The following is a 19838-nucleotide window of genomic DNA, read 5'->3' as shown; positions in this document are numbered from 1 at the left end:
GCCTTATCTGGGTGGTGGGTTCGGGCATTTCTACGCTTATGCGCCAGAGAAATGGGAATACCCGATCAACCGCTTTGCGATGGAAACCAAACGCCAGCTGGATGTTCTGGACCGCGAGCTTGCCGACAAAACCTTTATCGCCGGCGAAGACTACTCGATCGCTGATATGGCAATCTGGCCGTGGTATGGGCAACTTGCTCTGGGTCGTTTGTACGACGCGGCCGAGTTCCTTGATGTGACGTCCTACAAGAACGTCATGCGATGGGCTCAAGAGATTGACGCGCGGCCAGCCGTGAAGCGGGGCCGCATGGTCAACCGCGCATTCGGAGAGTTGCACACCCAACTGCGCGAACGGCATGACGCAAGCGACTTCGAATCCCGTACGCAGGACAAGCTGGAAACAGCGGCCGAATAACTCTGTTCATTTGGCGCAGGGAGCAAATCATCCCTGCGCCGAAGCCTCGATTTCACTTCAAGATCGGGGGACTGTCCGGGTCGCTTCCGGGCGCTGGTCGGAACCCAGAGGCGCGCACTGGCTTGGGGATATCAAATCGCAGGCCCACTTTCGCCAATGCTGCGGCGGCAGGATCGCTGGCCGCGAAAAAACCGACATCCAAGGCACCAGCCTCAATCCCCGAAAATGTCAGAGCTTCGGACACCGCCTTGGCCAAGGCCGTCTGGGCACCGGGTACCGCGTCGACGAAACCAAGAAGATGACCCTGCCCGCCGCCCTCGGCGCGGGTTCCGGCGAGATATGCGGCGGAGGCCAGACCTGAAGCTGTGGCCAGTTTGGTGTCCAGCGCCGTCAGCAAAATGTCGGGCAACCCCGCGGGCGGAAGGAACTCCGTCAGACGGGATTGCACTTCTTGCGGGGCATGGCTGAGGGTTTCCGCAAGCCAGGCCAACGCTTCGGCAGGGATGAGCATCGACGACGGCGCCACCTCGAGGTTCAGCCCCAACCCGATGCCCTGCCCTGCAAGCATCCCCGCCAGAACACGTCCGGACAGAGCGGCATAAGGGGCAGGACGGCCCGCAAACTGCGCCAGTCTGTCTTCGCGGTCAAAGGCCAGCACAAACCGACCATCTGCCACGTCAAACAGCTCGGGCGAGATGTTTTCGTCTCGCGCCTCTTCGGTCAGCAACAGAAACAGTTCGTTGTCCGCGAGCCGTTCGAAAAACCTCAGCCGCGCGGCATCGCTCTGAGGGTCGGCCTCCATCTGGGCATGCGCAATGTCCAGCGCGGTCGTGTCAGTCATCCATCACCTCTTTGACCCGGGCACGCAGCACCGGCAACAGGTCCGTTTCGAACCAGGGATTCTTCTTCAGCCATGCCGTATTGCGCCATGACGGATGAGGCAAGGCAAATACCCGCGGCGCATGCTGTCGCCAATTGCGCACCGTATCGGTCACCGAAGCTTGTGCGCCCAGATGGAATTTCTGCGCGTGGCCACCGACAAGAATGGTCAACGGAACATCGCCAAGTTCACTCATGACCCTGTGATGCCAGGTCTTCTTGCAGATCGCCGGCGGCGGCAAGTCCGCCTTTCGCGCATCGTACCCCGGAAAACAAAACGCCATCGGAACGATCGAAACCCGCGCCTGATCGTAGAATTGTTCTTCCTCCAACCCCAGCCAATCCCGCAGCCGGTCGCCTGAAGGGTCGGTGAACGGTCGGCCGCTCTCATGGACTCGTGCCCCGGGAGCTTGCCCCGCGATTAGGATGCGCGCACCGGGGCGGAACCACACCACCGGGCGCGGCTGATGCGCGGTCGCAGTCGCAGCAAAGCGGTCGGCGCACAACCGGCACGATCTGATTTCCTCAGCAAGTTGCTTCACCTGATCTCCAGCCCTTTGGCGCTTGTTGCAATCCTAGGATGGATCATAGTCGTTCCCGCAAACCGATCCAGTTGTCGGCTCTATGCGTCACAATTGTGGTCAGGCGTATCGAACGCGCATTGAACATTTGTTTCATATTTCGACATAATGTGGCCAACATGGAGCGGTAGAACACCCGGCCGTCAGCCAGCCACCGGTGGCCGCACCCAAAGCAAAAACATGAGCAGGCAGTGAATGCTTGAGTTCGAGAATGTCAGCAAGTCCTTTTGGACCGGGACTCGCCGCAAGGTGATCCTGGACAGGGTCTCGTTCCGGGTCGAGCTGGGAAAATCACTTGGCGTTCTGGCCCCGAACGGCACCGGAAAAACCACGCTTATCAACATGATGGCCGGCCTCGAAAAGCCCGACGAAGGCGTGATCCGCCGAGAGTGCCGGGTGTCTTTCCCCATGGGCTTTGCCGGCGGCGTTTCCAAGAAGATGTCCGCACTCGAGAATGCCCGTTACATCGCCAAGATTTATGGAATGGACCCCGACTATGTCGAGGCTTACTGCAGCTGGATGTGCGACTTGGGCGAGTATTTCAACCAACCCTTGGCGACATACTCAGCCGGCATGCGCGCCCGTTTCACCTTTTCGTTGATGCTGGCCCTGGATTTCGACATGTACCTGATCGACGAGGGCATGCCTGCCACCACCGATGTCGAATTCAACAAAAAAGCAGGTTCAATCCTGCAGGAACGCTTGCGAACCACGACTTTGGTGATTGTGTCACACAATCCCAAAACCCTCGAAAAATTCGCCCGCCAGGCCGCCGTGCTTGTGGATGGGCAGCTTCATATGTTTGACTCCTTGGAAGAGGCGACGCAGCTATATGACTACCAAACCCAAGGTTAAAAAATACGACCCGAACCATGCCTCGCAGGCCGAAGGCACGGTTGAGGCGCGTGCCGAGGCGATTTCGCGCATCAGAAAAGCAACTCAACCGGCCGAGGAAGCCCCGGCCGGAACTGAACTGGATGCCATCAAGAAAGAAGGGTTGACCGGTCGTCAGCTGCGCATAGCCCGACGCCTGGCGCAGAAACACGGTCTGGCTGCGACGTCGGACTACGATGCCGTGCGTCTGCTACGAAAAAAGGGGATCGATCCGTTTCCGCGCTCCAACCTTCTGGATTTTGCGGCGGGTTCTTCCGATACCGCGGATGCGGAAGACCAGCCAAAAGACAAGGTCACGATCCAGCTGCCGCAAACGGTGAAAGAAAAGCAACAGACCCTTCCCGGCCCCGAATGGAGCCCGGCACAGCGGCGCGAATTCGAAATCGGCCAGATTCAGAAGGATATCGCCCGTCGGCGCAGACGAAAGCTGTTTGGTCTGTTTGCCCGTCTATTCGCCTTTGTTCTGCTGCCCACGATTATTGTCGGCTATTACTTCTATCGCATAGCCACTCCGATGTACGCCAGCGAGTCCGCGTTTTCCATTCTACAGGCAGATGGTGGCGCTGGTGAGATCGGCGGGCTTTTGGCCGGGACGCAATACGCCACCACGCAGGACTCGGTCGCGACCCAGGAGTTCCTTGAATCCAAGGATGCGCTCAACCGTCTGGAACGGGACACTGGTTTTGCCGAGATTTTCAAGCAGGACTGGATAGATCCGATTCAAAGACTGCCTCAGGACGCCACGCTGGAAGAGGCGTTCAAACTGTACAAGCGAATGGTCACAATCGGCTATGATCCCAGCGACGGTATCATCCGGATGGAGGTTGCGGCACCCGACCCGGACACTGCCGTCGACCTGTCAAATCTGCTGATCTCCTACGCCGAAGAAAAGATCAACGGCCTCACCGAACTGAAGCGCGAAGATCAGATGCGGGACGCTCTGCAGTCCTTCGAGGACGCTCAGGAAGAACGGCGCAAAGCCCAGGAAGCGCTGATCGAACTGCAGTTGCAGGGTGCCGTTCTGGACCCCGAAAACGTGATTGCCGGGCTGCGCGCCCGCATCAACGAGATCGAGATACAGCTTCAAGACAAGGAATTGGAACTGGCAGCGTTGCTGGACAACCTTCGGCCGAACAAAGCCAAGGTCGACGGCGTCCAAGCCGACATCAACCGGCTTGAGGCCGTGCTCGAAGAGCTCAATGCCGAGATGCTGGACGCCTCCGCCGGCGAAAACTCGCTGGCGCGGTTGAGCGTTCGGATCCAGATGGCACAGGCCGATCTGGCCGCACGGGACATGATGCTGCAATCGGCCATGCAGCAAATGGAAACCGCCCGGACCGAGGCCAACCGCAAGGTTCGATACCTCACCGTTTCCGTGAACCCGGTCGCCAGTCAGGAGCCCACCTATCCGCGAAAGTTCGAAAATACGATTTTGGCTTTCCTGTTGTTTGCTGGTATCTACCTGATGATTTCGCTGACTACGTCAGTCCTTCGTGAACAGGTATCCTCGTAGAGCTCATGAAACATGTAAAAATAGCCAACGTCACCGTTGGCAACGACCTTCCGCTGACCATCATCGCGGGCCCTTGCCAGCTTGAAACGGCGGATCACGCACAGATGATCGCGGGAAGGATGAAAGAAGCCTGTGAAGCCGCGGGGGCACAGTATGTGTTCAAGGCCTCATATGACAAAGCCAACCGTACGTCCCTGTCCGGGAAACGCGGCATGGGGATCGAGGCCGGGCTGAAGGTGCTGGATGACATTCGCAAAACGATGGGTATTCCGGTCCTGACGGATGTCCACACTGAAGCGCAATGTGCCATCGCGGCCGAAGCAGTGGATATCCTGCAAATCCCGGCCTTCCTGTGCCGCCAGACAGACATGCTGCTGGCAGCCGGAGAAACAGGCAAGGCCGTCAACGTCAAGAAGGGTCAGTTCCTGGCCCCCTGGGAAATGCCAAACATCGTCGAAAAGATCGAAAGCACGGGCAACCACAACATCCTGCTGACCGAGCGCGGAACCTCGTTTGGCTACAATACGCTTGTCGCCGACATGCGATCCCTGCCGCAAATGGCGCAAACCGGGTATCCGGTTGTCATGGATGCAACCCATTCCGTTCAACAGCCCGGTGGCCGAGGCGGCTCGTCCGGCGGGCAGCGGGAATTTGCACCGGTAATGGCCCGCGCGGCCGTGGCCCTGGGCGTCGGTGCCGTATTCATTGAAACGCATCAGGATCCGGACACGGCGCCGTCTGATGGGCCGAATATGATCCCGTTGGACCAAATGGGCCAACTGATTGACACATTGATGCGTTTCGATGCCCTGGCCAAGGCCAACCCAGTTCAGATTTAACGATCGAGATTTTCCATGACCAAACCAATCCCCGAGGTGACCCCGAACACCTGGAGCTTTCTGCGCGATGCGATGATCAAACCCACCGGGTTTCGTGAATACGATGCCCGCTGGAAATACCCGGACGAGATCAACCTGCCGGGGATGACGGCTCTTGGTCTTGGTTTGGGCACTCAGATGCACAAGCGTGGGATCGAGCCGCTGATCGCGGTCGGAAACGACTACCGCGACTATTCTCTGGCGATCAAGAATGCGTTGATTCTGGGCCTCATGCAGGCCGGCATCCAGGTCAAGGATATTGGCCCGGCGCTCAGCCCGATGGCGTATTTCGCCCAATTCCACCTGGATGTTCCTGCAGTCGCCATGGTGACGGCCAGCCACAACCCCAACGGCTGGACCGGGGTGAAGATGGGCTTTGACCGCCCTCTGACCCACGGCCCTGACGAAATGGCCGAGCTGCGCGACATCGTGCTGAACGGCGAAGGCGTGGCACGCCCCGGCGGGTCCTATGAATTCGTGGACGGCGTGAAAGAGGCCTATATCGACGATCTGGTCGGTGATTTCAAAATGTCGCGCCCCCTCAAAGTGGTGTGCGCGACAGGGAACGGCACCGCATCTGCCTTTGCCCCCGAGATCTTTGAGCGGATCGGCGTCGAGGTCGTACCCAGCCACAACCGGTTGGATTACACCTTCCCCAACTACAACCCGAACCCCGAAGCGATGGAGATGTTGCACGACATGGCAGACGCCGTCAAAGCCAGCGGGGCGGACCTCGCGCTTGGGTTTGACGGAGACGGCGATCGCTGCGGTGTGGTCGATGACGAGGGCGAGGAGATCTTTGCCGACAAGGTCGGTGTCATCATGGCCCGCGATTTGGCCAAGCTGCATCCCGGCGCGACCTTCGTGGCCGACGTTAAATCGACCGGCCTGTTTGCAAGCGATCCCGAACTGCAGGCCCATGGCGTCAAGGCGGATTACTGGAAAACCGGCCACAGCCACATGAAACGGCGCGTGAAGGAAATCGGCGCGTTGGCCGGGTTCGAAAAGTCGGGCCATTACTTTCTGGCCGAGCCAATCGGGCGTGGATACGACTGCGGAATGCGGGTCGCGGTGGAAATCTGCAAACTGATGGACCGCAATCCGGGACAGAGCATGTCCGATCTGCGTCGCGCCCTGCCCAAGACATGGTCGACCCCGACCATGTCGCCCTATGCTGCCGATACCGAAAAATATGACATTCTCGCCAGGTTGGTGGACAAGCTGGTTGCCAAGGCAGAGGCGGGTGAAACATTGGCCGGTCGGCCGATCAAGGAAGTCGTAACCGTCAATGGTGCCCGCGTCATCCTCGACAATGGAAGTTGGGGCCTGGTCCGGGCGTCTTCGAACACGCCCAACCTTGTGGTGGTCTGCGAAAGCAGCGAGAGCGAAGATGAGATGCGGGCAATTTTCGCTGATATCGATGCCGTGATCCGCACCGAGCCGGGTGTGGGCGACTACGACCAGACGATCTGAGCAAAAAAGGGGCGCTGCGGCGCCCCTTTCTCAATCCCGTCCGAGCAGTTTCAGCAAGCCCTTCTTGGCCTCGTCCTCAAGCTTCTGCTTCAGCGCGTCTTCGACCTGTTCGCTGTCGGAAATGGTTGTATTCAACTCCTCTCCCACCTTCTTCAGCGCCTTGTCCTTCGCGTCCTGCTCCAAGTCCTTGAGCTTCTCTTCCGTCGCAGCTTCGATCACCTTGCTCAGGTCGGGCTTGATCGACGGATCACTCCACGGCCCCTTGATCCGCACGGGCACGGCAATGCCATTGCCCCCGTTCGCCCGCAGCGCAACCGGCGTGAACACATAGTCGATATCGCGCGCGCCCAGCCCGACGCGGCCCGCACCGTCGGCACGGAAATTGTCAAGCTGCATCAGAAGATCGTTGTTCGTCAGGTTGCCGTCCTGAATCGTGTAGGTGGCAGTCAGGCTGTTAAAGACGGTGGTTCCTCCACTGCCTTCGCCGCGCCCCATCAAACGATCCAGATCAAACCCGGCGATCACCCCCTTGCCGACGTCCAGGCTGCCCTTGCCGCTGAGTGAGCGCATGATTTGGGCTTCGGTTTGCCCCACCCCCAGAAATTGCAACGTTCCGGACGCAGTACCGGACAGCCGTTCGACTCCGCCCAATGTGGTCAAAGCCTGCTTGAGGTCGATACCGGTGGCGGTCAGGTTGCCCCCGACCGACAGTCCGTTTCTGTTGTTGGCAACGACTTCTCCGGTCAGCTTTCCGGAAAACAGCGTGGCCGGTTCCATTTTCAGAACCGCACGCGACCGATCCAGACTAAGGCTCAGATCGCTGGGGCCAAAGGTCATATCCGGAATAGCGATCGAATTGGCTTTCAACCGGATCGTTCCATTTGCCAACGAAAGGGGTGACGCGTCGATCGGCGCCTGGGACCAGCCTTCGGGCGCCTGTTTCCCTCCGCCCGTGCCGCCGCCGCTGCTGGGCGCGCTGCCGGCTGTTGCCTGCGTCAGGTCAAGGTCACCAGTACTCAGCCGCGCAGTAATCTTCGGTGGGCTCGCGATAACGATATCTGCGGCACCGTCAAAACTGTTCTGATCCAGAACTGCCCGCATATCCCGCAAGGAAATGCGCCCATCCTTGGTGTAGGTCATCTGGCCGGACACATCCGCGACCCGTCCAAGTCCCATGGGGACTGACACCCCACCCTGACCAAAAGCGGCCAGCATCGCGTCGGTGTTTGTGGTCCGGACATGAGTTTTGCCGTCCATTTCACCGGCCAGGTTGACGCGTCCGTCAAAGTTGATCTCTCCGCCCGGCGCTGTCAGGCCAAGAACCAATGGCGTCACCGCGCCACTGGAAAATGCAGGTAAATCAGGAATTTCCAGATCAACCTCAACTGCGCCACCGGGCACCGGCATTGAGGCGCTCATCTTCATCGGCGCAGTGACATCAGGCCAGCTGGCCTTCAGATCGACCCCGGAAAAATCCATCTGAGGGACACCGTTTTCCACATAAACCAGACGCGCGTTGCTGAGCTCCAGTTGGTCAAGGGTCACGGTTCCGGTCTCGGCCGGTGCCGCAGAGTTGGGTGCGGGCGCATCTGCATTGCCAGAACCCGTGTTTGACGCCCCGGATTGCGGCGCCGACATTTCCCAGTTGCCCCGCCCTTGCGACAGTTCCAGCCGCAAGACGGGATCCTCGGCCACGACGCGCCGGATGCGCACATCCCCCGCCAACAGCGCTGATGCGTCCACGCCAACTGCCAGGCTTTGCGCGCTCAGCATCGGTTCGGAGCTGGCCCAAGGCGCGTTCCCAAACGTAACCGGCCCGGTTTCCATTCCCAGAACCGGCCAAAAGGACAGGCGAACATCGCCGGACAACGTCAGCTCACGCCCGGTCTGCGCCTTGACCTGTTCGGCGAGGATTTTGCCCAGCTTGTCGCCGGGCATCAAAAGCAACGCCCCGATCACCAGCCCCGCGACCGCAACCAGAATGAATAGAATGCGTATCAGCCACTTCATGATTTGCTCTCTGCCTTGCCGGCTTTTTGCCTCAGCTTCGATGTTCCTCGCGTGCGAAGGATTTGCAAGGGGAAGATTTCCCCACTATATGCCGCGCAATGAGCACCAACCCGCCAAACCTACGCCCCGATCTGGCACCCGCAGCCCGGATCATCGACGCACCGCGCAGCGGCCAACCCACCATCGGAATGGTGTCCTTGGGATGTCCCAAGGCACTGGTCGACAGCGAGCGCATCCTGACGCGCCTACGCGCCGAAGGATACGGGATCTCGCCCGACTATTCAGGTGCGGATGCCGTGATCGTGAACACCTGCGGGTTTCTCGACAGCGCCAAGGCCGAAAGCCTCGAGGCAATCGGCGAGGCGCTGGTGGAAAATGGCAAGGTCATCGTGACCGGGTGCCTGGGCGCGGAACCTGACTACATCCGCGAACATCATCCCCGTATCCTGGCCGTGACCGGGCCGCACCAGTATGAACAGGTGCTGGATGCCGTTCACGCCGCCGTTCCGCCTGATCCCAATCCGTATGTGGATCTGTTGCCGGCTTCGGGCGTGAAGCTGACCCCGCGCCACTACAGCTATCTCAAGATATCCGAGGGCTGTAATCACAAGTGCAAATTCTGCATCATCCCGGATATGCGCGGAAAACTGGCCAGCCGACCGGCCCACGCCGTTCTGCGCGAGGCTGAAAAACTGGTCGACAGCGGTGTGCGCGAATTGCTGGTGATCAGCCAGGACACCTCGGCCTTTGGTCTGGATCGCAAAAACGACGTAAACCCCTGGAAAGACCGGGAGGTGCGTAGCCACATTACCGATCTGGCCCGCGAACTGGGCCAACTGGATGCGTGGATACGACTGCACTACGTCTACCCCTATCCACATGTGCGCGAGTTGATCCCGCTGATGGCGGATGCAGGCAGCAACCTTTTGCCCTACCTGGACATCCCGTTCCAACACGCACATCCGGACGTTCTGAAACGAATGGCGCGCCCCGCTGCCGGCGCCAAGACACTGGACGAGATCGCCGCCTGGCGCGCGATATGCCCCGACATCACGCTGCGATCGACCTTCATTGTCGGCTACCCCGGCGAGACCGAGGCCGAGTTCCAGACCCTGCTGGATTGGATGGACGAGGCGCAGTTGGACCGCGTCGGGTGCTTCCAATACGAAAACGTTGAAGGGGCCCGGTCGAACGACTTGCCGGATCACGTCCCGGATGAGATCAAGCAAGAGCGCTGGGAGCGTTTCATGCAAAAGGCCCAGGCGATTTCTGAAGCGAAACTGGCGTCGAAAGTGGGCCAGAGGATCCAAGTGATCGTGGATGAGGTGGATGCCGAAGCCGCCACCTGCCGCACCAAGTCAGACGCGCCTGAGATCGATGGCAACCTGTTCATCGACGACGGTCATGAAAACCTGAAACCCGGCGACATCGTCCTTGTTCAGGTCGACGAGGCTGGTGAATACGATCTGTGGGGGAAGCTGGTGCGCTGAACCGCCATCCGGCGGAAGAAAGCAGACGGCCCCCAAATCGGGACCGTCTGCAAAAAGCTTACTGAGTGACCGGGTTACACACGGTCTGGCCGGCCTCGGTGGTGGCCAGTTCATAGCCTGCCGAACAGCTGGGCGAGCCATATTTGTCATAGCTTGGCTGAACGTAAACCGGGGTGGGCTCTTCCTGCTGCGAGCAAGCAGTCAGGATCAAAACAAAGGCGCCGGCGGCAGCGAATTTCAGTTTCATGTCCATCAATCCTTTAATACTTTTCTGATATTGCCCAACTTTTCGGGGCCAGGTTAAGGATACGGGCAGTTCGGCTTTCTGGCAACAGATACGGTCACATCCGTGTGATCAGAGGCGAATCCACGCTTGCACCGCGACGTGCCACCGCCGGACCGGGACGCGCGAACTACACATTTCTCTGCGTTGGGCTAAGCTCTCGGGTGTCCCTTTCAACAGCCGGAGCGCCAGAATGCCAAAAGGATCTCAAATCGCCCAGAAGTCGCCCTACCCCATCGAAGTGACTGAAGGCAAAAGCTACTTCTGGTGCGCTTGCGGACGCTCCAAACGTCAGCCATTCTGCGACGGTTCGCACAAGGAAACTGGGATCGAGCCGGTAAAATATGTAGCAGAATCAAGCAAGAAGGTCTTCTTCTGCGGATGCAAGCATACCGCTAATCCGCCGCTGTGCGACGGAAGCCATTCCAAGCTTTAGGCCAATCAGGTCAGCGCATTCAAAGCTTTGGCATTGGCGCAAAAATCCGGGGCAGCGGTCGCCCGGCTTTGTTGGCACGCAAGCCAGACAGCACATCTTTCGCTGCAGTCAGCGGCTCGACAACGGGTAACCATTTCGCTGTATCCCTGCGCGGTCAGCCGCCCTTCGGCGATGGCTTCGGACAGCGAGATTTCCATGCAGCGCGCAACCGACCGCGTTAGCCAGAAGTGTTTTTCTATGTCTCCGAGTCGCACATGTTTCATTGTTTTTCCTGATTCTGCAGCGTCTTAAGTTTGGCGAATCGGTTCCTGTTCGGACATGTCTCCGGGGCCTCAACCCTGTCACCTCGGTGCGTCTGCCAGTCGCTGCAGTCGCAAGCCCACTCGCAGCCCCGGCACCGTCCCACCATGCGCGCCCATTCGTCGGGACTGAGCCGACCCGTGCGATGGGCATTTACAAGGTCGACGCCGGTCACCTGCCCCATCCGGAGAACAAGGCGTACATGCTTCATGGTCTGGCCAAGGACGTTCATGGTTCTGCCCTTCCGCGCTAGGGTGCAAGTCTGGCCAGCAACTCCTGGTTTCGGCAATACTCCGGTGGCCGTTCGTCGCTGTTTTGAAGCGCCAACGCGCGGTCGCAGTGATCGGGGTTCGTACAGCCTGTACAGCGCAGCACCGCGTCGGTGATTTCGTCGATCGAAACCGAACCGCCGATTGCGGCCTCCTGCAGGTCAACGCCCAGTTTCAGGGCCATTCGATCCACCAAAGCGGCGTGGCGGCGCAGTTCTTCGCGTCTGGACATCCGAGTTCCTTTCGCTGTCTCGCTAAAAAGAACCCTAGCGCCATAACCTCCCGGTGCCCTTGATTCAGGTCAAGAGATGACCCCCAGGTCGTCCAGGTAGGCCCGTGTGGCGTCCTGGACCCGCCTGAAACGATCTCCGCCCAGCTTTTTGCCGCCATACCATCGGGTCACAATGACCACGTGATCCTGCACACCGGCGCGTTCCAACATGCGCAATATGACCATCCCCGCACCGGTTTCGCCATCATCTGCCTTGAGAGCGCCGGTCGGCAAAATCGCGGCCCACGTGTTATGGGTCGCCTTGGCATATGCCTTGTCCGATTTAAGGTCGCGCAATACCGCATCGACCTCATCCCGCGACCTGACGGGAGCACCGCTCACCGCGTATTTCGAGCCTCGATCCGTCAGAACAACCCCCATCCGCTGGATCTGGGTCATTGGGTCAGGCCGAGCTGGGCGGCTGTTTCCAGAACAACTTCGATGCGCTTGGCATTGGGCGGATGAGACGCCAGAAAGCGGTCACCCGGATCTGGAATCCGGCCGAAATAGGCCATGCCGACCAGCGGATTGTACCCAGCCGAATAGGTGATCAAAGTTCCCATCCGGTCCGCTTCCAGCTCGAATTCTTTCGTGTAGCTCTGAACTCCGACTTCAGCACCCAGCTTCTGAGCACGTTCAATTCCTGCCGCGTCCTCGCCTTGCGCCTCAGCCAGTTCTCCGAAAATGCGGGCCCCTTCCTTGGCGTTTTTTACCTGCCGGGCGATGTGGCCCAGGATGTGATGCGCCGCCTCGTGTCCCATCACGAACGCCATCTCGTCAGCGTTCTGCGTCGACTTGACCATTTCCTGCGTGAAAATGATGAACGGGCGCCCATCCTTGTCCAACGTCTGGAACGCATTTGGCTCGGCAAACGGATCCGTGTCGATCAGAATCCCGAAATCGCAGTTTTGCCCCCGTGTCTCGCGCTGACAGACTTTTTGCGCCGCCGCCCCGACCGACCTGCTGACCTGCTGAAACGTCAGTGCCGAGTCGCGCAGTTCGGGCGAGGACGGTGACCAATCATCAACCGCAATGAACCCGCCCGCAGTGCATGCGGACACAACCAAGACCAGCAAAAACCTGAGGCGGTGCATTCCGGATCCTTTCTGTTCGTGCCGGCAGGAAAGCTTAGCGCGATGTGGCCCCCCTGACCACAGCCCGAAACCCAATCAGCGGGTTGCATTGCGATCGCAGGCTGGGCAGTCTGGGAACATGTTTTCGATTGAGCATGAATTCGACTCGACAGTCATTACCCTGGTGGACGAAGGCCCGGAGCCTTTGCAAGAAGACGTGGTGATCAACAGTTTCGCCGAGTGCGTCACGATCGAGCAGTTGGACCCCCGAACGGACCAGATGCAGAAAATCACCCTTTCGCCCGAACAGGTGCGCGATCTTGCCGCCGCTCTGGATCTGCCCGAAGGGGTGTATCAAATCAGGGAGACACCAGCCTAGGGATCCTAGACAAAGACCTTGTCGCGCCCTGTATGGCCTTTTTTCAGCGTCAAAGCTGAAGGTGAAGCACCCATGGCCCGGGCCAACAGCTTGACCACGGCCTGGTTCGCCTTTCCATCCTCGGGCACGGCGGTGACAGCGATGTGTACTGTCGTCCCGTCGAAAGAAATCCGGTCCTGCGCAGCTTTGGGAGTCACCCGTACGGGAAGCGATTGCCCGGGTCGCGCCAGATGCGCAAGGTCCGGCAGGTTTCGCAGTTTCGGTTTTGCCATCACATTCTCTTCCGCATTTGGACCGTGCCGGGTGACACAATATGCAACAGTTTTACATCTTGCCCTTGAAACCGGCGCGTGTCTGCCCGAGATACGACAGAACCATGTAAAGGAATTTAACATATGACGCTGAAAAACCCGGCTGCGTTCGAGTTCCTGCAGTCGCGCAGGTCGCGGCCCGCCAAGACGTTGATGGCCCCGGCGCCGACCCGCGACGAATTGATCCCGTTGCTGACCGCAGCCGCTCGCAGCCCCGATCATGGCAAGTTGGAACCTTGGCGGTTCATCGTCATCGAAAAAGGCGCAATGCCGCGATTGGCCGATCTGACCGAGGAACGAGGCGTTGCGCTGGGGAAAAGCCCCGAAGACATTGCCAAGGCCCGTAGTCAGTTCGATATGGGGCATCTCGCTGTTGCCGTCATCGAAGTGCAAAAACCATCGCCGAAAATCCCGGAAATCGAACAAACCTACTCGGCCGGGGCGGTCTGCCTTGCACTGCTCAACGCAGCCCTTGCTGCGGGTTGGGGTGCCAACTGGCTTTCAGGTTGGCAGTCGCACGACCGCGAATTCTGCGAACGCGGTTTGGGCTTGGCCGACAATGAACGCATTGCCGGACTGATTCACATCGCAACCGAAGGGGCCATTCCGCCCGAAAGGCCCCGCCCGGACGTGGCCGCAGTCACCGAGTGGGTGACGGAATGATCATCCTCAACGCGTTCTTCGCGGCCTTGGGGCAGCTCGGCGATGCTCGATTCCGATCGGTGCTACTGCGCGGTGTCGGCCTGACGATTGTGCTGCTTGTTGTTGCCTGTGCGGTTGCGATTTGGGGCATCAACGCCCTTTCTGGCCAGGAGATCTCGCTGCCATTTGTCGGAGACGTCCCGTGGTTGAACGACGTTCTGAACTATTCAGGGATCTTTCTGGTTCTGATCCTGCCGGTCTTTCTGATGGTGCCGGTGGCCTCAGCCATCACATCGATGTTTCTGGATGAGGTCGCACAGGCCGTTGAAGACCGGCATTACCCGAACCTGCCCCCCGTTCCGTCCGTCCCGATCTGGGACGCGGTGCTGGACTCGCTGGGATTCTTGGGCGTATTGATTGTGGCCAACGTATTGGCGTTGGTCCTTTACGCGCTGTTCACACCCCTCGCTCCGTTCATTTTTTGGGGGATGAACGGGTTTTTGCTGGGTCGGGAGTATTTCACGCTGGCGGCAATGCGCCGGATCGGGCGCGACGGTGCGCGGGCGTTGCGGGCACGCCATGCCGGGACGATCTGGGTCGCCGGAACCTTGATGGCCATCCCCCTGTCGGTCCCGCTGGTGAACCTTTTCATTCCGATCATCGGAGCCGCAACGTTCACGCATATCTTTCATGGGCTGTCGCGACAGGCCGAGCGCTGATTACTCGCGCGGTTCCATCTGGTTCAACCAGTCGAAATCACGAACTGAGATTACGCCAGAAACAATGATCCCTGCGATCACCGCCCACAACACGATAGAAATACCGGTGGTGATCCAGATCTTTTTCTTCATGTGGTGAACTTCCGGAGCGCCCGCATGGGTCCCCGGCACGATGTCGCCCAGGTCGCCTTGCGTCTTGATGCGGACCGGCAGCACGACCAACAAGGTCATGAACCAGATCACGGCGAACAAAACCAACGCAGCAGTGATTGTCATTTCGACGCCTCCTCAGCCCAGCTCAGACTTGCTCCAGCTCCACAAGGCACCCGTTGAAATCCTTGGGGTGCAAAAACAGCACAGGCTTGCCGTGGGCGCCGATTTTGGGCTCTCCGGTTCCCAGAACGCGGGCACCGGTCGCCTTCAGGTGATCCCGTGCGGCGATGATGTCTTCGACCTCATAACAGACATGGTGGATGCCACCCGCCGGGTTCTTTTCCAGGAAGCCGTTGATCGGGCTGTCGTCGCCCAGCGGGTACAGCAGCTCGATCTTGGTATTGGGCAGTTCGATGAAGACAACCGTCACGCCATGATCCGGTTCATCCTGAGGTTCACCAACCTTGGCGCCCAGCGCGTTGCGGTATTGGGCGGATGCGGCCTCGAGGTCGGGCACGGCGATGGCGACATGGTTCAGGCGGCCAATCATGGCGGTCTCCTCTGTTCTGCGTTGCAGCGTTTATGGGGGCTGCCCTGTCAAAGGGCAAGTGCGCCAAATCGCGCGTTAACCCTGTGTTAGCCAGGAGTTCCTAGCGTGGGGCATCTGCTGAAAGGAGTTCTGCCATGGACGATTCGGTGCCGTTCGCCCCATCCGCCGTCGCCCCCAGCGCCACCCGGCCTTTGCTGGGTCAGACCATTCTGGTTGTCGAGGACAGTCGCTATGCCTGTGATGCGATGCGACTGATGTGCCTGCACAGCGGCGCCCGCATCCGCCGGGCCGATTGCCTGAGGTCTGCGCGCAGGCACCTTCAGATCTATCGCCCGTCGGTGATCGTGGTTGACATGGGCCTGCCGGACGGCTCCGGCGCAGACCTGATCGCGGAACTGAACGCGGTTTCCCCACGTATCAGCGTCATCCTTGGTATGTCCGGCGATGACTGCGCCGAAACGCTTGCCTTGCAAGCCGGAGCCGATGGCTTTCTAGCGAAACCGTTGAATTCGCTGATCAGCTTCCAAAGGGCCATCCTGGAAAATCTCCCCGAAGACCGCCGTCCGGGTTCACTCCAATCCGTCAAAGACGAACAGATCTGCCCCGATCCGCTGGCTTATCAGGATGACATGGCGCATATCGCAGATGTTCTGACCGGGCCGGCGGATTCACGCACTCTGGACTATGCCGCTCAATTCCTGCGCGGTGTTGCCCGAGATGCCGAGGATACGGTTCTGGAACAGGCAGCCCATGACCTCGCATCCTCGCGCGCCAAGAGCGCTCCGGTAACAGCCTTGGTCGCGCGGGTTGCCGGCCTTGTCCAAAGCCGTCTTGAAAGACGAAAGGCGATCTGAATGACCTTGGCCTACTTCGTGACAACGGCCATGCTCTGCGCTTGGTGGTATTGGCACACCCGCAGATCCGCGCGGACCATTCGCGCCAACCGCGAGAAACAGCCGAACTGGGTGGACTGAATTCGAGTTCAAGGGGTTTTAGCCACTTGGAAAACGCGGGCACCGATAAGCACTGAAGTGCTTGGCGGAAAGTTCGCTTCGCGCCACCGCAGTAGTTTTGACCGCACCCAAAGGTTTTTCACACTTTGGGTACGGTCCTTGGCTCATTCCTGAGGGATGACCCGCAGGCCCAGTTCCATCAGCTGATCCGAGGTCGGGTCCGACGGCGCTTGCATCATCAGATCTTCTGCGCGCTGGTTCATCGGGAACATCATTACCTCGCGGATGTTGGCCTCATCCGCAAGCAGCATGACGATCCGGTCGATACCGGCGGCGCAGCCCCCGTGCGGCGGAGCTCCATAGTGGAACGCGTTGAACAGCGCGCCAAAGCGACTTTTGACCTCGTCCTCGCCGTAGCCGGCAAGTTCGAACGCCTTGAGCATAATCTCGGGCTTGTGGTTCCGGATCGCGCCCGACACCAGCTCGTAACCGTTGCAGGCCAGGTCATACTGATAGCCCTTGACCTCAAGCGGGTCGCCCTGCAGCGCCTCCATGCCGCCTTGCGGCATCGAGAACGGGTTGTGTTCGAAATCGATCTCGCCGGTTTCCTCGTCCTTCTCGTAGATCGGGAAATCCACGATCCAGGCAAAGGCGAACCGGTCTTTGTCGGTCAGGCCCAGTTCCTCGCCGATAACATCGCGCGCCTTGCCGGCGACTTTTTCAAAGGCTTTGGGCTTACCACCCAAGAAGAACGCCGCGTCACCGACCCCAAGGCCCAGCTGCTGGCGAATTGCCTCTGTGCGTTCGGGGCCGATGTTCTTGGCCAGCGGGCCGGCCGCTTCCATCCCCTCACCCTGATCACGCCAGAAGATATAGCCCATGCCGGGCAGACCTTCTTTCTGTGCAAAAGCGTTCATGCGGTCGCAGAACTTGCGGCTGCCGCCACCCGGCGCGGGGATCGCACGGATCTCGGTGCCTTCCTGTTCCAGCAGCTTGGCGAAAATCGCGAAACCGGACCCGCGGAAGTGTTCCGACACCACCTGCATCTTGATCGGGTTGCGCAGATCGGGCTTGTCGGTGCCATACCACAGCGCCGCGTCTTTGTAGGAAATCTGCGGCCATTCCTGATCAACCTTCCGGCCACCGCCGAATTCTTCGAAGATTCCCGTCAGAACTGGCTGGATCGTATCGAACACGTCCTGCTGGGTTACGAAGGACATCTCGAGGTCGAGCTGGTAGAAATCCGTGGGCGACCGGTCGGCGCGCGGGTCTTCGTCGCGGAAGCAGGGCGCGATCTGGAAATACTTGTCAAAGCCCGACACCATGATCAGCTGCTTGAACTGCTGCGGCGCCTGCGGCAACGCATAGAACTTGCCCGGATGCAGGCGCGAGGGCACCAGGAAGTCGCGCGCGCCCTCAGGGCTGGAGGCGGTGATGATCGGCGTCTGATATTCGCGGAAGCCCTGATCCCACATGCGGCGGCGCATGCTGGCCACCACGTCCGAGCGCAGCGCCATATTGCGCTGCATCGCCTCGCGGCGCAGGTCCAGGTAGCGATAGCGCAGGCGGGTTTCCTCAGGGTATTCCTGATCGCCGAACACCATCAGCGGCAGCTCCTCGGCCGCGCCCAGCACTTCCAGTTCGCGGACATAGAGCTCGATCTCGCCGGTGGGAAGCTTGGGGTTCACCAACTCGGGATCGCGCGCCTTGACCGTGCCGTCGATGCGGATGCACCATTCCGAGCGCACTTTCTCCAACGCGCTGAACGCAGCACTGTCGCCGTCACACAGAACCTGGGTCACGCCATAGTGGTCGCGCAGGTCGATGAACAGCACGCCGCCGTGATCTCGCACCCGATGAACCCAACCCGACAGGCGGACGGTTTCACCGACATTGGCGGCGGTCAGATCGGCGCAGGTATGGCTGCGATAGGCGTGCATGGATGGTATCCCTTCGGGCGCTGAATTCGTCGCGCCGATACACCGCGATCACGTCGGGAAGTCAAGGGTTGGGGCGCGATGCGGGCCGGAATGCAGACAAATTCAAAAAAATCGCTATCTTTTGGACATGTGAACTCGAATAGTTTTCCCGGCACGCGGGAGCCAGGCCCCTTGAGCAAGGAGGTGTTCGGCCGATGTGGCAAGCTGTTTTGGATCGCGTATTGCGGGGTTTCATCACCCGCGGAACTCTGCGGATCACCTATCCTGACGGGACGGCGCGCACCTATGGCGACGCCACGCAGCCCGAGGCGCATATCACCCTGCATGACCCCGCATTGATGGCGCGCTTGGTGCGCAATCCCGAGATGGCTTTTGGTGAGGGCTACATGAACGGCACCCTGACCGTCGATGAGGGGGGCCTGGAAAGTGCCATGCGGATCGCGATTCGATGCGCGGCCAGCGGGTCATTGCCCCTGCTGCAGCAGATCCAGGACTGGGCCGGGTATCTGCTGAGACCGATCCTGCAGCGCAACTCGGTCCGCTCGGCGCGGCGTAACGTGGCGCATCACTATGACCTGTCCGACGACTTCTACCGGCTGATGCTGGACCCTGACATGCAGTACAGCTGCGCCTATTTCCAGCAGCCCTGGATGACTTTGGAACAGGCGCAAGCCGCCAAAAAGGCGCATATCGCGCGCAAGCTGTGCCTGGAACCCGGAATGCGCGTGCTGGACATCGGCTGCGGCTGGGGCGGTCTGGCCCTGACGCTGGCGCGTGACCACGGCGTGAAGGTGACCGGGCTGACCCTGTCGCAGAACCAGCACCGCACCGCGACCGCGCGGGTGCAGCAGGCCGGCCTGACCGACCGCATCGACATTCGGCTGATGGACTACCGGCAGATGCAGGATCAGTTCGACCGGATCGTCTCGGTCGGGATGCTGGAGCATGTGGGCGCGCCACAGCTGCGCACCTATTTCGAGCGGGTCGCAGCGCTTTTGAAGCCCGACGGTGTGGCCTTGATCCATTCCATTGGCCGCAACGGGCCGCCCACCGGCCAGTCGCCCTGGCTGAACAAATACATCTTCCCCGGCGGCTATGTCCCGTCGCTTGAGGAAATCGTAAGACCCATGGCACGCACCGGTCTGTGGTTTCTGGATGTCGAAAGCCTGCGGCTGCATTATGCCCTGACCCTGCGCGCCTGGCGCGACCGGTTCGAAAGCAATCTGGACCAGGTGCGCGCGATGTATGATGACCGGTTCATCCGCATGTGGCGGTTCTACCTGACCGCCTGCATACTGGTGTTCGAAGAGCGCGACCAAACCGTGTTCCAATTGCAGCTGGGCCACCGGCGCGACGCGGTGCCTTTTACGCGTGACTATCTGTACCAGCCCGATCAGGACATGCGCGACGCCGCCGAGTAATGCCC

General features: G+C 59.9%; 25 protein-coding genes. 12 read left to right on the top strand and 13 right to left on the bottom strand.

Features of this window, described 5'->3' with window-relative positions; translation table 11 throughout:
• The coding region (locus AC2FM5_RS10070) for a glutathione S-transferase C-terminal domain-containing protein (RefSeq protein ID WP_496735355.1) at positions 1-415 on the top strand (415 nt) is incomplete at its 5' end.
• Positions 416-467: 52 nt separating this feature from the next.
• On the opposite strand, the gene AC2FM5_RS10065 is transcribed toward AC2FM5_RS10070, so the two are convergent.
• On the bottom strand, positions 468-1256 hold the full coding sequence (locus tag AC2FM5_RS10065) for an SseB family protein (RefSeq protein ID WP_496735353.1): 789 nt from the start codon (positions 1254-1256) through the stop codon (positions 468-470).
• Positions 1249-1836, bottom strand: coding sequence for a uracil-DNA glycosylase family protein (locus tag AC2FM5_RS10060; protein WP_496735351.1), 588 nt, complete (start codon positions 1834-1836; stop codon positions 1249-1251). The genes AC2FM5_RS10065 and AC2FM5_RS10060 overlap by 8 nt, the downstream gene beginning before the upstream one ends.
• Before the next feature lie 234 nt (positions 1837-2070).
• On the opposite strand from AC2FM5_RS10060, the gene AC2FM5_RS10055 reads away from it, so the two are divergent.
• The 4 genes from AC2FM5_RS10055 to AC2FM5_RS10040 are packed head-to-tail and all read left to right on the top strand — an operon-like array spanning position 2071 to position 6633.
• On the top strand, positions 2071-2730 hold the full coding sequence (locus AC2FM5_RS10055; protein WP_093964707.1) for an ABC transporter ATP-binding protein: 660 nt from the start codon (positions 2071-2073) through the stop codon (positions 2728-2730).
• On the top strand, positions 2708-4282 hold the full coding sequence (locus AC2FM5_RS10050) for a KpsE/RkpR family capsule polysaccharide export protein (RefSeq protein ID WP_170340660.1): 1575 nt from the start codon (positions 2708-2710) through the stop codon (positions 4280-4282). The genes AC2FM5_RS10055 and AC2FM5_RS10050 overlap by 23 nt, the downstream gene beginning before the upstream one ends.
• Before the next feature lie 5 nt (positions 4283-4287).
• Positions 4288-5121 (top strand): 3-deoxy-8-phosphooctulonate synthase, encoded by an 834-nt coding sequence (gene kdsA, locus AC2FM5_RS10045; protein ID WP_170340066.1) that lies wholly within the window; start codon positions 4288-4290, stop codon positions 5119-5121.
• Between the two features lie 15 nt (positions 5122-5136).
• On the top strand, positions 5137-6633 hold the full coding sequence (locus AC2FM5_RS10040; protein ID WP_170368015.1) for a phosphomannomutase/phosphoglucomutase: 1497 nt from the start codon (positions 5137-5139) through the stop codon (positions 6631-6633).
• Between the two features lie 30 nt (positions 6634-6663).
• On the opposite strand, the gene AC2FM5_RS10035 is transcribed toward AC2FM5_RS10040, so the two are convergent.
• Entirely contained in the window at positions 6664-8643 is a 1980-nt protein-coding gene (locus AC2FM5_RS10035) for an AsmA family protein (protein WP_496735347.1), read from the bottom strand.
• A gap of 98 nt (positions 8644-8741) precedes the next feature.
• Between AC2FM5_RS10035 and rimO the strand changes: the two genes are divergently transcribed.
• Positions 8742-10133: a 30S ribosomal protein S12 methylthiotransferase RimO gene (rimO, locus tag AC2FM5_RS10030; RefSeq protein WP_496735345.1), complete on the top strand. Its 1392-nt coding sequence runs from the start codon at positions 8742-8744 to the stop codon at positions 10131-10133.
• A gap of 58 nt (positions 10134-10191) precedes the next feature.
• Here rimO and AC2FM5_RS10025 read toward each other — a convergent pair whose 3' ends face one another.
• Positions 10192-10380, bottom strand: a complete 189-nt coding sequence (locus AC2FM5_RS10025; protein WP_244952318.1) for a hypothetical protein — start codon at positions 10378-10380, stop codon at positions 10192-10194.
• A 229-nt stretch (positions 10381-10609) separates the two neighbouring features.
• Here AC2FM5_RS10025 and AC2FM5_RS10020 point away from each other — a divergent pair, with 229 nt between their 5' ends.
• Entirely contained in the window at positions 10610-10852 is a 243-nt protein-coding gene (locus AC2FM5_RS10020) for a CDGSH iron-sulfur domain-containing protein (protein ID WP_260065055.1), read from the top strand.
• Positions 10853-10857: 5 nt separating this feature from the next.
• Here AC2FM5_RS10020 and AC2FM5_RS10015 read toward each other — a convergent pair whose 3' ends face one another.
• The 5 genes from AC2FM5_RS10015 to AC2FM5_RS09995 all read right to left on the bottom strand — a co-directional run bounded on the left by AC2FM5_RS10015 (position 10858) and on the right by AC2FM5_RS09995 (position 12786).
• Complete coding sequence (locus AC2FM5_RS10015) at positions 10858-11115, bottom strand: DUF6455 family protein (RefSeq protein WP_170364760.1); 258 nt, start codon at positions 11113-11115, stop codon at positions 10858-10860.
• The gene (locus tag AC2FM5_RS10010; protein ID WP_367647063.1) at positions 11112-11384 is read right to left on the bottom strand and encodes a DUF6455 family protein; all 273 of its coding nucleotides are present in this window, start codon (positions 11382-11384) and stop codon (positions 11112-11114) included. The genes AC2FM5_RS10015 and AC2FM5_RS10010 overlap by 4 nt, the downstream gene beginning before the upstream one ends.
• A 17-nt stretch (positions 11385-11401) precedes the next feature.
• Complete coding sequence (locus AC2FM5_RS10005) at positions 11402-11653, bottom strand: DUF6455 family protein (RefSeq protein WP_170390919.1); 252 nt, start codon at positions 11651-11653, stop codon at positions 11402-11404.
• Between the two features lie 69 nt (positions 11654-11722).
• Complete coding sequence (locus AC2FM5_RS10000) at positions 11723-12091, bottom strand: YigZ family protein (protein WP_170390918.1); 369 nt, start codon at positions 12089-12091, stop codon at positions 11723-11725.
• Positions 12088-12786, bottom strand: a complete 699-nt coding sequence (locus AC2FM5_RS09995; protein ID WP_170340641.1) for a M48 family metalloprotease — start codon at positions 12784-12786, stop codon at positions 12088-12090. Before AC2FM5_RS09995 ends, AC2FM5_RS10000 begins: the two co-directional genes overlap by 4 nt.
• Positions 12787-12904: 118 nt before the next feature.
• Here AC2FM5_RS09995 and AC2FM5_RS09990 point away from each other — a divergent pair, with 118 nt between their 5' ends.
• The gene (locus AC2FM5_RS09990) at positions 12905-13144 is read left to right on the top strand and encodes a DUF8831 family protein (protein WP_093964694.1); all 240 of its coding nucleotides are present in this window, start codon (positions 12905-12907) and stop codon (positions 13142-13144) included.
• 5 nt (positions 13145-13149) lie between these two features.
• Here the strand turns inward: AC2FM5_RS09990 and AC2FM5_RS09985 are convergent, their stop codons facing one another.
• Positions 13150-13416: a DUF167 domain-containing protein gene (locus tag AC2FM5_RS09985; protein ID WP_496735338.1), complete on the bottom strand. Its 267-nt coding sequence runs from the start codon at positions 13414-13416 to the stop codon at positions 13150-13152.
• Between the two features lie 123 nt (positions 13417-13539).
• Here AC2FM5_RS09985 and AC2FM5_RS09980 point away from each other — a divergent pair, with 123 nt between their 5' ends.
• Positions 13540-14118: a nitroreductase family protein gene (locus AC2FM5_RS09980; RefSeq protein ID WP_496735334.1), complete on the top strand. Its 579-nt coding sequence runs from the start codon at positions 13540-13542 to the stop codon at positions 14116-14118.
• Entirely contained in the window at positions 14115-14816 is a 702-nt protein-coding gene (locus AC2FM5_RS09975) for an EI24 domain-containing protein (protein ID WP_496735330.1), read from the top strand. The genes AC2FM5_RS09980 and AC2FM5_RS09975 overlap by 4 nt, the downstream gene beginning before the upstream one ends.
• Here AC2FM5_RS09975 and AC2FM5_RS09970 read toward each other — a convergent pair whose 3' ends face one another.
• Both AC2FM5_RS09970 and mce read right to left on the bottom strand, forming a co-directional pair.
• On the bottom strand, positions 14817-15092 hold the full coding sequence (locus tag AC2FM5_RS09970; RefSeq protein ID WP_093964691.1) for a DUF1467 family protein: 276 nt from the start codon (positions 15090-15092) through the stop codon (positions 14817-14819). It lies immediately after the preceding gene.
• 22 nt (positions 15093-15114) lie between these two features.
• The gene (gene mce / locus AC2FM5_RS09965) at positions 15115-15519 is read right to left on the bottom strand and encodes a methylmalonyl-CoA epimerase (RefSeq protein ID WP_093964690.1); all 405 of its coding nucleotides are present in this window, start codon (positions 15517-15519) and stop codon (positions 15115-15117) included.
• Between the two features lie 134 nt (positions 15520-15653).
• Between mce and AC2FM5_RS09960 the strand changes: the two genes are divergently transcribed.
• Positions 15654-16373, top strand: a complete 720-nt coding sequence (locus tag AC2FM5_RS09960; RefSeq protein ID WP_496735327.1) for a response regulator — start codon at positions 15654-15656, stop codon at positions 16371-16373.
• Between the two features lie 263 nt (positions 16374-16636).
• Here the strand turns inward: AC2FM5_RS09960 and aspS are convergent, their stop codons facing one another.
• Positions 16637-18412, bottom strand: a complete 1776-nt coding sequence (gene aspS, locus AC2FM5_RS09955) for an aspartate--tRNA ligase (RefSeq protein WP_496735325.1) — start codon at positions 18410-18412, stop codon at positions 16637-16639.
• Positions 18413-18606: 194 nt separating this feature from the next.
• Here aspS and AC2FM5_RS09950 point away from each other — a divergent pair, with 194 nt between their 5' ends.
• The gene (locus AC2FM5_RS09950) at positions 18607-19833 is read left to right on the top strand and encodes a class I SAM-dependent methyltransferase (RefSeq protein WP_496735323.1); all 1227 of its coding nucleotides are present in this window, start codon (positions 18607-18609) and stop codon (positions 19831-19833) included.
• Positions 19834-19838 lie beyond the last annotated feature (5 nt).

Source organism: Ruegeria sp. BHSA162 (assembly GCF_059613385.1).
The sequence above is the reverse complement of the archived record's forward strand: the minus strand, read 5'-3'. Positions and strand labels throughout refer to the sequence as shown.

Coding starts and splice junctions, on each gene's coding strand:
- AC2FM5_RS10065 (WP_496735353.1), bottom strand. CDS start 1,256: ATGACTGACACGACCGCGCTGGACATTGCGCATGCCCAGATGGAGGCC.
- AC2FM5_RS10055 (WP_093964707.1), top strand. CDS start 2,071: ATGCTTGAGTTCGAGAATGTCAGCAAGTCCTTTTGGACCGGGACTCGC.
- AC2FM5_RS10050 (WP_170340660.1), top strand. CDS start 2,708: ATGACTACCAAACCCAAGGTTAAAAAATACGACCCGAACCATGCCTCG.
- kdsA (WP_170340066.1), top strand. CDS start 4,288: ATGAAACATGTAAAAATAGCCAACGTCACCGTTGGCAACGACCTTCCG.
- AC2FM5_RS10040 (WP_170368015.1), top strand. CDS start 5,137: ATGACCAAACCAATCCCCGAGGTGACCCCGAACACCTGGAGCTTTCTG.
- AC2FM5_RS10035 (WP_496735347.1), bottom strand. CDS start 8,643: ATGAAGTGGCTGATACGCATTCTATTCATTCTGGTTGCGGTCGCGGGG.
- rimO (WP_496735345.1), top strand. CDS start 8,742: ATGAGCACCAACCCGCCAAACCTACGCCCCGATCTGGCACCCGCAGCC.
- AC2FM5_RS10025 (WP_244952318.1), bottom strand. CDS start 10,380: ATGAAACTGAAATTCGCTGCCGCCGGCGCCTTTGTTTTGATCCTGACT.
- AC2FM5_RS10020 (WP_260065055.1), top strand. CDS start 10,610: ATGCCAAAAGGATCTCAAATCGCCCAGAAGTCGCCCTACCCCATCGAA.
- AC2FM5_RS10015 (WP_170364760.1), bottom strand. CDS start 11,115: ATGAAACATGTGCGACTCGGAGACATAGAAAAACACTTCTGGCTAACG.
- AC2FM5_RS10010 (WP_367647063.1), bottom strand. CDS start 11,384: ATGAACGTCCTTGGCCAGACCATGAAGCATGTACGCCTTGTTCTCCGG.
- AC2FM5_RS10005 (WP_170390919.1), bottom strand. CDS start 11,653: ATGTCCAGACGCGAAGAACTGCGCCGCCACGCCGCTTTGGTGGATCGA.
- AC2FM5_RS10000 (WP_170390918.1), bottom strand. CDS start 12,091: ATGACCCAGATCCAGCGGATGGGGGTTGTTCTGACGGATCGAGGCTCG.
- AC2FM5_RS09995 (WP_170340641.1), bottom strand. CDS start 12,786: ATGCACCGCCTCAGGTTTTTGCTGGTCTTGGTTGTGTCCGCATGCACT.
- AC2FM5_RS09990 (WP_093964694.1), top strand. CDS start 12,905: ATGTTTTCGATTGAGCATGAATTCGACTCGACAGTCATTACCCTGGTG.
- AC2FM5_RS09985 (WP_496735338.1), bottom strand. CDS start 13,416: ATGGCAAAACCGAAACTGCGAAACCTGCCGGACCTTGCGCATCTGGCG.
- AC2FM5_RS09980 (WP_496735334.1), top strand. CDS start 13,540: ATGACGCTGAAAAACCCGGCTGCGTTCGAGTTCCTGCAGTCGCGCAGG.
- AC2FM5_RS09975 (WP_496735330.1), top strand. CDS start 14,115: ATGATCATCCTCAACGCGTTCTTCGCGGCCTTGGGGCAGCTCGGCGAT.
- AC2FM5_RS09970 (WP_093964691.1), bottom strand. CDS start 15,092: ATGACAATCACTGCTGCGTTGGTTTTGTTCGCCGTGATCTGGTTCATG.
- mce (WP_093964690.1), bottom strand. CDS start 15,519: ATGATTGGCCGCCTGAACCATGTCGCCATCGCCGTGCCCGACCTCGAG.
- AC2FM5_RS09960 (WP_496735327.1), top strand. CDS start 15,654: ATGGACGATTCGGTGCCGTTCGCCCCATCCGCCGTCGCCCCCAGCGCC.
- aspS (WP_496735325.1), bottom strand. CDS start 18,412: ATGCACGCCTATCGCAGCCATACCTGCGCCGATCTGACCGCCGCCAAT.
- AC2FM5_RS09950 (WP_496735323.1), top strand. CDS start 18,607: ATGTGGCAAGCTGTTTTGGATCGCGTATTGCGGGGTTTCATCACCCGC.